The organism is Thalassospira sp. MCCC 1A02491, assembly GCF_001613785.1.
Classification (GTDB): domain Bacteria; phylum Pseudomonadota; class Alphaproteobacteria; order Rhodospirillales; family Thalassospiraceae; genus Thalassospira; species Thalassospira povalilytica.
In genome coordinates this window covers 61,314-73,633 of sequence record NZ_LPVX01000028.1, presented here as the reverse complement: position 1 = coordinate 73,633, position 12,320 = coordinate 61,314, and the positions used below count along the sequence as shown (strand labels likewise).

At 51.5% G+C, this 12,320-nt stretch carries 10 protein-coding genes; all 10 read left to right on the top strand.

Translation table 11 applies throughout. The features are described from left to right. Positions 1 to 177: 177 nt before the first annotated feature. Positions 178 to 630, top strand: coding sequence for a cytochrome c family protein (locus tag AUQ42_RS09360; RefSeq protein ID WP_197460825.1), 453 nt, complete (start codon positions 178 to 180; stop codon positions 628 to 630). Between the two features lie 229 nt (positions 631 to 859). Further along, the gene (locus AUQ42_RS09355; protein ID WP_068518820.1) at positions 860 to 1,321 is read left to right on the top strand and encodes a (2Fe-2S)-binding protein; all 462 of its coding nucleotides are present in this window, start codon (positions 860 to 862) and stop codon (positions 1,319 to 1,321) included. 3 nt (positions 1,322 to 1,324) lie between these two features. Beyond that, the gene (locus AUQ42_RS09350; protein WP_068518819.1) at positions 1,325 to 3,496 is read left to right on the top strand and encodes a xanthine dehydrogenase family protein molybdopterin-binding subunit; all 2,172 of its coding nucleotides are present in this window, start codon (positions 1,325 to 1,327) and stop codon (positions 3,494 to 3,496) included. Positions 3,497 to 3,593: 97 nt separating this feature from the next. Next, positions 3,594 to 4,592 carry an XdhC family protein gene (locus tag AUQ42_RS09345; RefSeq protein WP_068518818.1) on the top strand — a complete coding sequence of 333 codons (999 nt, stop codon included), beginning with the start codon at positions 3,594 to 3,596 and terminating at the stop codon, positions 4,590 to 4,592. An 11-nt stretch (positions 4,593 to 4,603) separates the two neighbouring features. Continuing rightward, positions 4,604 to 5,173, top strand: coding sequence for an NTP transferase domain-containing protein (locus AUQ42_RS09340; RefSeq protein WP_197460824.1), 570 nt, complete (start codon positions 4,604 to 4,606; stop codon positions 5,171 to 5,173). Positions 5,174 to 5,587: 414 nt separating this feature from the next. After that, positions 5,588 to 7,378 carry a PAS domain-containing sensor histidine kinase gene (locus AUQ42_RS09335; protein WP_197460823.1) on the top strand — a complete coding sequence of 597 codons (1,791 nt, stop codon included), beginning with the start codon at positions 5,588 to 5,590 and terminating at the stop codon, positions 7,376 to 7,378. Next, entirely contained in the window at positions 7,378 to 8,031 is a 654-nt protein-coding gene (locus AUQ42_RS09330; protein ID WP_068518815.1) for a response regulator transcription factor, read from the top strand. The genes AUQ42_RS09335 and AUQ42_RS09330 overlap by 1 nt, the downstream gene beginning before the upstream one ends. A gap of 95 nt (positions 8,032 to 8,126) precedes the next feature. Further along, positions 8,127 to 8,501, top strand: a complete 375-nt coding sequence (locus AUQ42_RS09325; RefSeq protein WP_197460822.1) for a response regulator transcription factor — start codon at positions 8,127 to 8,129, stop codon at positions 8,499 to 8,501. Positions 8,502 to 8,850: 349 nt separating this feature from the next. Beyond that, the gene (locus AUQ42_RS09320) at positions 8,851 to 10,581 is read left to right on the top strand and encodes a cache domain-containing protein (RefSeq protein ID WP_068518813.1); all 1,731 of its coding nucleotides are present in this window, start codon (positions 8,851 to 8,853) and stop codon (positions 10,579 to 10,581) included. 796 nt (positions 10,582 to 11,377) lie between these two features. Beyond that, positions 11,378 to 12,094: a FadR/GntR family transcriptional regulator gene (locus tag AUQ42_RS09315; RefSeq protein WP_231856726.1), complete on the top strand. Its 717-nt coding sequence runs from the start codon at positions 11,378 to 11,380 to the stop codon at positions 12,092 to 12,094. Positions 12,095 to 12,320 lie beyond the last annotated feature (226 nt).

Sequence of the window (12,320 nt, the reverse complement as noted above, 5' to 3'; positions counted from 1 at the left end):
ACGAGGTGCGGAGAGCCGGATTGTTGAGTGTTTTCCGCACCTCATCATCAGTTTGCTCAGTTTCGAAATACTCTTTTCGCCGGGCGATGAGGGTTTCATCCGTAGGTATTAAACATCCACCGGGATGTCTTATGGAAAACGCACCGCGGTTTTCTGAAAATGCCGGAGACCAAAAAATTGAAACGCCAGACCGTTCAAAAGGCGGCCTTGCTGGCGCAGTTATTTCAGGAGAGATTGATGGTGCGTGCATCCCTGTGGCTCGCGATGGCCGCGACGATGACTATGATTGGCGTATTGCTTTCGTCCTCGATCGCCTTTGCATCGGATGATGTGCAAAGAGGCGAAAAGTTGTTCACGCGCTGCCAAGCTTGTCATTCCCTGGTGCAAGGCGTCAACAAGTCTGGTCCTTCCCTGTTTGGGATCGCCGACCGCCCATCTGCTGCTGTCGAAGGGTATCGATATTCAAAAGCAATGGAAGGTGCTGGTGTTGTGTGGAATGACGAGAACCTGAAATCGTTCTTGGCGTCCCCTCGAAAATTCATACCTGGTGTGAAGATGTCATTTGCCATCAGGAAGCAGCAAGAACTTGATGATCTGGTTGCCTTCTTGCGGGCCCAATCACACGAGTAGCCATTGTCCGCCATTGTGCAGCCAATTGTCTCGAAAAGACGGTTTTGTGACATTCGGGTCTCGATCTGAAGGTCCTATTCTATCAAAGCACACAGACTGAACGAGAAGCGGGACCACTACCCGCATTGGGGATCCAGGGGATATGGCGTGCCGTCTCGCTAAGGTGCTGCCGTGCGAAACCCGCATCCCTTCCAGCGACTGGGATTGTCAGACAGAGAGAGCCGAACAAATGAAATATCAACTTAAGATCAATGGTGAAATCCGCAGTGTCGATGTTGAGCCCGGCACGCCGTTGCTTTGGGTGCTGCGTGACGAGCTCGAGCTGACCGGCACCAAGTTTGGCTGCGGTGTCGCCTATTGTGGCGCCTGTACGGTTCATATCGATGGCTATCCCTCGCGCTCATGTCAGACCTTCATTGAAGATGCGGTAGACAGTGAGATCACCACAATAGAAGGGGCCACAGACCGCGTTGCGAAAGCAGTCCAGGCAGCGTGGCGAGAAAAAGATGTTGTCCAGTGCGGCTGGTGTCAGTCAGGGCAGGTGATGTCGGCGATCGGTCTTTTGACCGAAAACCCAAAACCGTCTGATGAGGAAATCAAGGAATACATGTATGGCAACGCCTGCCGTTGCGTGACCTATCTTCGGATCAATGAGGCCGTCAAACTGGCGTCCCGAAAGCTGGAGGCCTAATTCATGACGGTTCAGATTTCTCGCAGAGGGTTTTTGATCGGCTCAGCGGCAGGAAGTACTGCGCTTCTTGTAGGGTTAGGTTCCAACGGAGTTCTGGCGGCAGCGGGCGAAGCAAAACTGGCGGCTGCTCTCAATCCCTTTGTCCGTATTGATGCCAGTGGTGTTGTAACGGTTATTCTGAAGCATTTTGAAATGGGCCAAGGAACCAGCACGGGTTTAACGACTCTGGTCGCCGAGGAGCTCGATGCGGACTGGGAGAAGGTGGATACCGAGTTTGCTCCTTCGGATGGCAGTCGGTACGCAAATCTGATGTTTGGCCTTCAAGGAACCGGTGGGTCGACCGCGACAGCTAATTCTTACATGCAGTATCGTGAAGCGGGTGCTGTTGCACGTGATTTGCTGGTGCGTGCTGCCGCGCAAACCTGGGGGGTCGACCCGGACAGCATTACGATTGAACGCAGCATCCTGACATCGGGGCCGCATTTCGGGCATTTTGGTGAATTTGTTGGATTGGCATCAACGCTCGAAGTTTTCGCGGATCCGGTTGTTAAAACGCCTGATCAGTTCAGATTGATCGGCAATCAGCGTCTTCATCGAAAAGACAACTCGAACAAGACGGATGGCACCGCCGTCTTTGCCATGGACATCAAGTTGCCCGGGATGATTTACGCGGCAATTGTACGCAGTCCAAAGTTTGGCGGCTCCGTGATCTCCTTTGATGATCGTGATGCCAAACAGGTCGGCGGGTTCATTGCTGCCCAAGTCTTGCCAAACAAGGCAGGGGTTGTTGCCTTTGCCAAAAACACATGGTCGGCATTTCAGGCACGGGACGCTTTGTCTGTTGAGTGGGATTTTGCGAATGCCGAATGCCGCAGCACATCCGAAATTGTTTCTGCTCAGAAGGCTTTGCTTGATCATCCCCAGTTTGACGTCAACCATGACGTTTCTCTGTCTTCGGTTGCCTCAACGATTGCTTCGGCACCCCGCAAGATAGAGGCAGAATTTACGTTTCCATTTTTGGCTCATGCGCCACTTGAACCGTTAAATTGTACGATCGCACCCACCAAGAGCGGTGTGATTATGTATGACGGCTGCCAATTCCCGGGGCTGTCACATCCGACAGTAGCTGCAATTCTTGATCTCGATCCGTCTCAGGTTGAGATCAAAACCCTATATGCAGGTGGTTCGTTTGGTCGACGTGCAAACCCGACGTCGGATTACAATGCAGAGGCTGCGATGGCCTTTGCCGTCTCCGGACGCAAGTTGCCGGTAAAACTGGTATGGAGCCGCGAAGACGATCTGCGAGGCGGGCACTACCGATCTCAGACAGCACATCGCGCAACAATTGCGCTTGGTGCTGAAGGTAACATCACAGCCTGGGATCACCGGATTGTCACAAAATCGATTATGAAAGGCACGGCGTTTGAGCCGGTTCTTGTTCGCGAAGGTATTGATAGTACGTCCGTGGAGGGGATAGCTGAAGGTCTGTACGATATCCCAAATCATGCGGTCGGACTAAGCGATTTTGAAACCGCAGTGCCTGTCCTGTGGTGGCGTTCTGTCGGTCATACCCACACCGGTTTTGTGATGGAAACCCTGCTTGATATGGTTGCAAGCGAGACCCGACAGGATCCGATTGAAATGCGCCTTGCAATGTTGGACCCCAAGGGCACAAACCAGGCTCGCATGATCTCGGCAATCAATCTGGTACGCAGGATGTCGGGGTGGGAAGAAGGGGATAAGCGCGGATTTGCTTGTCACTATTCATTTAATACATGCGTTGCGGTCGTCGCAGACGTGTCGGTTAACGGCAAAGACGTTCACGTAAACAAGTTGTATATGGCCGTTGACTGTGGGGTTGCCGTCAACCCGGATATTATCCGTGCACAAATGGAAGGCGGGGCAGGCTTTGCTTTGGCCGCTATTTACCGAGGCGAGATTACGCTGACTGACGGTGAAGTCGATCAATTCAACTTTCCGGACTATGAGCTGCTGCGCAACGGTGAAATGCCCGAAATCGAAGTAGGGATCGTGTCTTCGAATGCCGCGCCGTCGGGTGTTGGCGAGCCGGGCGTTCCGCCAACGGGGCCCGCTGTTGCCAATGCCATTTTTGCGCAAACCGGCACACGGATACTCAATCTTCCAATGACCAAGGCTGGCTTCAATTTTGTTTAAGCCGTCGCATGCGGGAAGCGATACCCGGTGTGTCGCTTTCCCGCAATTTATACTGCGAAGCGCGGATTGCCGGCGACCAGAACGGGGCGTCTGACCAATGAACAACCACCTGTCATCCATGCTGTCAGATTGGCAGAAATTCAGGACCGGCACCCAATGGGTGTTGGGGACTGTGTATCTTACCGAAGGGTCGGCTTACCGAAAAGCAGGAGCAATGATGCTGGTAAATGGTAACGGTCAGCAATTCGGTCTGCTGAGTGGAGGCTGTCTCGAAGCGGATATCATGCGCAACGCGCGCAAGGCCATGGTCACAGGCAAAGCTGTGATGCTGGTATATGACGCGAGTGACGAAGACGACCTGTCATTCAGGCTGGGAATAGGATGTGGTGGTCGCGTACACATCATGTTGCAACCGCTTTTACCGGGCAACGATCTTGGTCTGGCGGACTTGCACGCTTCGTTGCAACGGCGTCAGAAGGGAAAGTATTTTCAGAAGATTGGCGATGTTTGCGCCTATTTCGAACCTGACAATACAGTTTCTTTAGAGCACGCCTCTATTGAAAAGCGCCCGGATGGTGATTGGCTGGTCACCCCGATTTTTCCCGAACCCCACTTATTGATCATTGGCGGTGGCATGGATGCGCGTCCTGTCATCAGTTTGTCGCATCAACTGGGGTGGAAAACGACACTTGTCGATCCCAGAAGCGCCAATGCCCGGCGTGAGCATTTTCCAAATGCGAATGTGATCCTGCGTCACCTGGATGACAGCCTCATTGCGTACATCCATGAAAACAGTGTGGATGCCTCTGTCCTTATGGCTCACAGCATTTCCCTGGATGCGAAGGCGCTGGAATTACTGGCACGTAGTTCTGTTCGACATGTATCGGCCTTGGGGCCTAGGCACCGGTTTGCCGAGCTGTTGATGCAGGTGGGCCTCAAAGAGGCGGATCTGCCATTTGATGTTGCCAGCCCAGCTGGCCTGGACATTGGAGGGCAGCTGCCCGAAAGCATTGCCTTGTCAATTTTGTCAGGGATTCATGCGGTGCTTTTCAGGAAACATGGTGCTGCTGTAGCCCGGCTACAGGCCGCGGAATAATGGAGGATCAAATGATGATTGCTGCAATTATTCTGGCTGCGGGACAAAGCAAACGGTTTGGACGCTGCAAGCAGCTTGCAAACTTTAACGGAAAGTCGCTTCTCAATCATGCAATTGACGAGGTGCGCCAAGCGGTTAGTGGACCGATCTACGTCGTTTTAGGTGCGTCACGAGATGAAATTGCCCCAACAATTACAACGGATGTTGAAGTTGTTGTGAATAGCAACTGGACATCGGGAATGGGCAGTTCTATCGCGGTTGGTGTTGCCTGTGCCGCGCGGCAAAATGACCTGGATGGCATATTGATAGCTGTTTGTGACCAAGTCAGGGTGACGCAGCAAGACTATCGACATTTGACCGACCGTTTTGACGGCCGTTCTGTGATCTCGGCGCAATATGGCTCTGCGAATGGTGTGCCAGCCATTTTTCCTCGATCAATGTTTTCCGCACTTGAGAAACTGGATGGGGAAATTGGTGCGCGGCGAATTCTGAATAAAGAATCCTCGCCTGTCACAAAAATACCTATGGATCATGCGGGGTTTGATGTCGATACGCCATTTGATCTTTGCGTGGCGACATAGCGACGCGGTCAAGAAGTCGTCCTGATGAATTTCGATAGAACATATGTATTAAACGGTGAACTGAAGGTGTGATTGAATTAAATCGGTGGTGGAGTAGGTTGTTTGGGTGGCCGACTGATGATCTATTTATAGTAGATATCATCGGTTTCATCAAAGTACTTGAATGATTTTTTGAAGATTCTGGAAAACATGGTGATGAAATTGACTTTTATCTTGATTTTCAGTTTCTGCTTTAAATTTCTTCAAGTAATCCGGCGTTGACGTGGTGAGGATTTTCGCCTCGCCCTAACCCCCTCCGCCCCCGAGCGCCTCCCGCGTCAACGTCTGCTGCATCGACAAACCGCGTGCTCAATACCGTCGTTTATCGACTGCCCGATCATGGTTGGGCCTTACTCAGAGGGGGATGAGTTGCACTTGGAACTGGGGCTCGGAAAACATAGGTTTTTAACGTGTTTCCTGATCTTTCTATATGTGGCGTTTGTCTTTTACTTGGACAATCTGAGCGATTCCGGAATGGCGGTCGCTGTCATGTATGTGATTGCAGTGTTGCTCGCTTCGGGCTTTGCCTCCGCAAATGTAATTCGGGCAACAGGTACCGTTTGCGTCGTGCTGACCGTATCGGCGTTTGTCTGGGGACATTACGATGATTTGTTCGATGACAGCCTGGCGCGCTGCATATTCAGTGTTGCAGCAATTGCGATTACCACAGTGCTCGCCGTTCGGAACCAGCGCGGAACAGATGTTCTGGCGCAACGTGCAGGTTTGTTGAACCTGAGCAACGATGCCATTTTTGTTCGAGACTTGGAAGGCGCCATCCAGTTCTGGAATCGTGGCGCGGAAAAGCTCTACGGATACCAATCTTACGAGGCCATCAATGCCGTAAGTGCGGAGCTTCTCAATACCAAGTTTGACGTTCGGCATGCCGAGGCGATGGCGTGCCTTGTCGAAACCGGCCGATGGGAAGGTGAACTTGTCCAAACGAAAAGAGATGGTTCACAACTCACCGTCGCAAGCAGATGGTCGCTAAGCCGGGATGAACGTGGACGGCCGCGGGCAATTCTCGAAACAAACACCGACATTTCAGAACGAAAACGCACCGAAGTAAAACTGCAGGAGCAGGAGCGGGAGCGGCGGGTCATTCTCAACACTGTTCCGGCATTCGTCTGGACGAACCTGACAGATGGAACGGTCGATTATCTCAATGAGCGCTGGACCGAACTTGGAATTGATCTGTCGGGGATCTCGCGCCGGCTCGAAAACCTGATCCATCCGAGTGATTTGCCGCGTTGGCGGGACCTTTGGGCGCAGGCCGAACAATCGGCAGAGATGATTGAAACAGAATGTCGCCTGAAAACCGGCAGTGGCGTCTATCGGTGGATGCTGATGCGGGGTTCTCCGCTTATGAGCAACGCTGACGAGGTTGTTCGATGGTACGGGGTTATGAACGATATTGATGCCCTGCGACAAACGGAAGAGGCCTTGCAACAGGCACATGCCGATTTGGCGCATGCGACCCGCGTAGCAACGCTCGGAGAACTTGTGGCATCCATTGCCCATGAGGTGAACCAGCCGTTAGGGGCCGTTGTTACCAATGGTGAAGCCGCGTTGAGATGGTTGCATCGTACGCCGCCCGAAATCGCAGAAGTGCGGGATGGGCTTGACCGTGTGATCGCCGAGGGCCAGCGAGCAAGTGAAGTTGTCCGACGCCTGTTGTCACTTTCCAAAAAGGGCGTCCCGCTCAACAAATCTGTTCTCAACTGTGCGGAGCTGATTACCGAAAGTCTTGCACTTGTTCAGCGAGAATTGATGCGTCACGACATTGCTGTTGATGTTGATATCTCCGCGCCGGATGTGAAGGTTCGCGGCGACAAGATCCAGCTCCAGCAAGTGTTGATAAATCTTTTGATGAATGCACATCACGCTGTTTTGGAAGTTCAAAACGGCGCGCGCAATATCCGGATCAGTTTGAAGTTATCTGTAACTTCGGATGTGCTCATTGTGGTGCAGGACAGCGGTCATGGCATTTGCCGAAAGCATCAAGAACGCCTTTTTACAACCTTCTTTACGACCAAGCGCAATGGTTTGGGGATGGGGCTGTCTATTTGCAGATCAATCATCTCCGCGCATGGCGGAAGAATTTCATTGCAATCTGAAGAGGGAGAGGGGGCGATTTTCACGATTGAACTGCCCGCTTGTAGCACGTGATGAAAAAAGTAGAGTTATCAGATATTGCGCTGAATGGATCGGTGTATGTGATCGACGATGATGCTGCCATCCGAGATGCCGTCAGCAGTTTGTTGCGTTCAATCGGCTTTGCTGTATCGGTCTTTGAAACAGTACCGGCCTTTTTGGAAGAGACGTTGCCGGACAATCCGGCGTGCCTGGTACTTGATGTTCGTCTGCCGGGAATTGGTGGACTGGATTTTCAGGGTAAACTGAAAGAGCTTGGCGTTTCGATGCCAGTGATCTTTATGACGGGCTTCGGTGATGTGCCGATGAGCGTTAAGGCAATGAAAGCCGGCGCAATCGATTTCCTTTCCAAACCGTTCCGTGATCAGGACCTAATTGATGCGGTTATCGTTGCTTTGGACCTAGACCGAAAAAGACGTATTGATTTGGCCAGCTTTGAGGATCTGGTTCAAAAGTTCAACTCGCTGACCCATCGTGAGCGCCAGGCAATGATGCTTGTTTCGGCAGGGCTGATGAACAAGCAGATCGCCGGAGAACTCAACCTGAGCGAAGTAACCGTCAAAATCCACCGTGGCACAATGATGAAAAAACTGGAAATGCGGTCGGTTGCGGACCTGGTTCGAACTGTCGAGCTTCTCAAGAAGCATGGTGTCATCGAAGATGATTAATCCTTTGATATGATTTTGTTTACTGCTCGGTAGGTTCATATTGGTTGGGTCACACCAGTGCAGAAATCCTGCGCTGAACAAAAGGGACCCTGAAATTGAAAAAATTGCCGATGGTTTCAATCATCGATGATGACGAGTCCGTTAGGTCGGCAACTGCCAGCTTGTTGCGTTCACTTGGCTACAATGTGCGTACATTCAGCGAGGCAAGATCATTTCTTGACCATCCGGAACGTGACAATACCACCTGCATCATCACGGACATTCAGATGCCTTCCATGACGGGATTGGAGTTGCAGCAGGTTCTTCTGGCTGAACATTCACAAATTCCGATGATCTTCGTTACAGGTTTTCCAAACGAACAATCAGAAAAAGTGGTTCGCAGGAATGGGGCAAAGGGTTTCTTTGCAAAACCGTTTCAGGCGCAGGAACTCATTGATTGTTTGGAAGATATTCTTTCCCGATCAGATTGACCGACCTTAAGCGCTCATACTTTGGTATTGCGCGATCATTTCCATGTGCAATGGAAGGATAGGCCCCTGTCAGTCATGCTTCCGGACATGCTGCTACTGTGACCCCGACCAGCAAGCAGCGACCGCCGGAGTGGCCCCTCCGGCTGAAAAAGTAATTTGCTTGTTCCACGTCTGGCAACAGATCTCTCTCCTCCCTGGAGATCATGTAACAGAGACGGATCCGCAAACATTGCAAATTACCCTTCCTGGCTGCCGGCGCGAGACATCAAGTTCGTTTTCAACAGCGAAATCCTCGTGTCGGCAGCCAGCTTTTTTAGTGTCGGTGTTTTTGGAATACAAAGGATTCAAGATGTCGACGTTGCACTTTCGCGACTTGAAAATTCAAACCAAGATCATGTTGCTCATGGGACTGATTGTGGCCGGTTTGGTCTTGCCAACGGTTTTCGAACTGAAATCTCTCAAAACGGCTTTAATTGATGAGAGAAAGGGAGAGTTGCAGCAAGCAACTGAGATCCTTGAAGGGATGTTCGCAAACTTACAGGTTCAGGTCTCCCAGGGTGAGAAATCTCTGACAGAGGCACAGACGGATGCGCTGGGACTGATCCAGCATCTTCAATACGGCAAGCACGGTTACTTCGTTATTCTCAATGCAAGTGGCAAAGTCTTGTTTCATCCTTTTCAGGCCGATCTGGTTGGTAAGGAGACAGATCAGGTCGTCGATGCAAACGGTCGGCATTTTCTCAGTGAACAGGCGGCAGTCGCCCGCAATAGCCAAGGCGGGTTTGTGACCTATCTCTGGCGAAAGCCCGAAGATGCCAGCATATCTTCAAAACTCACATATTCCCGGCTTTTCGAGCCTTGGGGCTGGGTTCTGACCACCGGGGCATATATTGACGATATTGATCAAAGGTTTTGGAATAGGGCGCTGCGAGATATCTTCTTCGCAGTTGGCGTACTCGTCATCATCGCCAGTTTCGGATGGCTGGTTGGGCGCGGTATTTCGGACCCCATTCGTCAGGTGACGTTCGCAGTGAATAAGTTGGTCGCCGGTGATACAGCGGACAATCTATATATTCGCGACAGGAAAGACGAGATTGGTGAACTCTGCAAAGCACTGAATGTTTTTCGACGCAATAAACTTGAGGCCGACCGGTTGCATCTGGAACAAACGGCCACTCAGCGAGCTCAATTGGCGCAGTCAGCCCGGATCGAAGGATTGGTTCAAGAGTTTCAAAGCACGGTGGAAGAGAACCTGACGGTCGTACAGGCCGCCATTACCCAGTTGCGCAGTGCTGCCGGTGATATGGCAGACCAGTCAGACCAAACGACCAGTCAGACTGAACTGGTCGCGGGTGAGACGCAGAAGTCAGTTGGCAATGTTGGAACGGTTGCATCGGCGTCAACTCAACTGACATCTGCAATCAAGGAAATTGCCCAACAAGTCCATCGTGGGTCAGAAATCGCTCAGGCCGGGGCAGAAGAAGCGGTTATCGCTAATCGTGTGTTTGCTGATCTTGAAGGCGCTGTTGACGCAATCGGATGTGTTGTTCAGTTGATTCAGGGGATTGCAGAGAAAACCAATTTGCTGGCGTTGAACGCAACCATCGAGGCTGCACGCGCAGGAGGGGCCGGCAAGGGGTTTTCTGTTGTAGCAGCTGAAGTCAAAACCCTGTCGACGCAAACCACACGTGCTACGGAAGATATTTCAAACCAGATCGCACATATTCAGGCTTCAACACGATCGGCAACTTCGGCGGTGACAATGCTTTCGAAGCGCATGAGCGAAATTAGCGCAATTTCAAGCGTGATCTCGGCCGCGGTTCATGAGCAGGATAGTGCGACCAGTGAAATCTCGCGCAATATGTCAGAAGTGGAAGTTGGTACCCAGAAAATACTTTCGAGCTTGGAGGGTTTGAGAAAAGCCGCGCATCTTGGGCGTGTTGATGCGAGCGAGGTCTGGCAGGCCGCGGAAAATCTCAATGAAAAATCGACCAGTTTATTGACGAATATCGAAGAGTTTCTGACTGATGTCAGGACGGCTCAACAGTTAAAGCTTGCCGACTATGCCTTTCGGTCATGACCAAGTATCGTTGGGTGGATCCGCGCGCGATGTCCGCATCAAATGATCACCTTGCCTTGCACTGTTATTGATCGCGCAAGTGCAGTCATAAACGCCAAATTTCATGAGCGACGGTTGGTGAAATTTTTGCTGAAAGAAGACGCATATAGGAGACGTGATCACCCCTTGTTGGGCGCCGAGCACTTTTAGAATAGCCCGGGATATCCTCCTGCGATGACTTCTTTGAGAGTGAGCTGCAGTTCTTTGTCGTGGCCGTCCTATAGAGCTCCCTTGTCTCTTGGCGATCATGATCGTGTCTTTTGTGACTCGATCCGTTGGGGGGGGGCTGTGCGTGGCAGTGTAAGTTCTGCCGATGTCGCCGCTGATTAAGTGAGGGTGCTGCGGAAACCGCGCTTGCGCAATTTTACCAATTATGTACAAGTTTACATATTAATCGATATTGGTAATTTTGGAGCATTCCAAATTTGTCCGTTATAATCAATCCCGATGATTTATCCGGCGCATTGGGCGGTACAGTTTTCTGGGCAGGGCGTGGTCTGACAGCAAGGGCCGTTGCCTCCTTGGGTGTGTTTGAGGAGGTAATGGCGTGACGCGCCGTCAACCAAAGAGATTTGGGATCAGGGTCAGTCCCTTCCGCCGGCTGCAATCCTCGCAACAGGGGCGTGCGATAAAAGTTGTTACCATGTCTGCCGGATTTGGCAGAGAGGACGCGTGGCGCCATTTTTTATCGTTGCTTGATTGACAGCTGAATTTACGTAAGTTGCTTATGATGAAAGAAAAAACGGGAAGCTCCGACGTGAAAGAGCAAACAAAGAAACCGCGTATGTCATTGGCGGACAGGGTTTATCATTCACTTTACAGCCGGATTACGAATGGTGAGTATGAACCAAATAGCAAGCTCCCACCGGAAACGACCCTTGCGACCGAGCTTGATGTTTCCCGACCTGTCCTGCGCACTGCGCTTGAGAAGCTGCGTGAAGAGGGTTTGATTTATTCGCGCCAGGGTGCGGGAAGTTATGTCCGTGCTGCCACGCAGGCGCCGTTGGGCTTTGCCAAGGTCGAAACTCTTGCGGACATTCAACGTTGCTACGAGTTTCGCATGACGATTGAGCCGGAAGCAGCCGCACTTGCAGCTACACGGCACAATGCGGAGGCGTTAAAGGAAGTTGAGCATGCTCTTGATTTGCTCAAGGTCGCAACGGGATCGCATCAACATCGTGAAGATGCCGACTTTGCATTTCATCTGTCGATCACGCGCGCTGCCAACAACCATTATTATGAAGCATCAATGCGCGCACTTCGTGAACATATCAATGTGGGCATGAAGCTTCATGGGCAGTCATTGATGTCCGATGGGCTGAAGCGCCTCGAAGAAGTGTTTGAAGAACATTCAGCGATTTACGCGGCCATTCGGGATGGCAAACCCGATGAGGCTCGAACGCTTATGTATAAGCATATTGAGCATTCGCGTGATCGCTTGTTTGGGGGAAGTTTGTTGAGCTTGAAGATGTGAAGACATAAGCCCGGTTTTGACGCCAGGTTTGTGGCGCTGGATACGCAGGCTGATTGGTGGTAGCCAGCTTGCCCTGCCGCAGTGTCAGACAGGCGATGCCAAATTTGTCGAGCAAACCGTCAATCAAGCATGTTATGCCGAAATCCGATGGGATCGATCATCCACGATGATCCCATCGGGAATTTTGGGGAATTATATTTGCTCTCCTGCCTTCGGCCGCGTACCC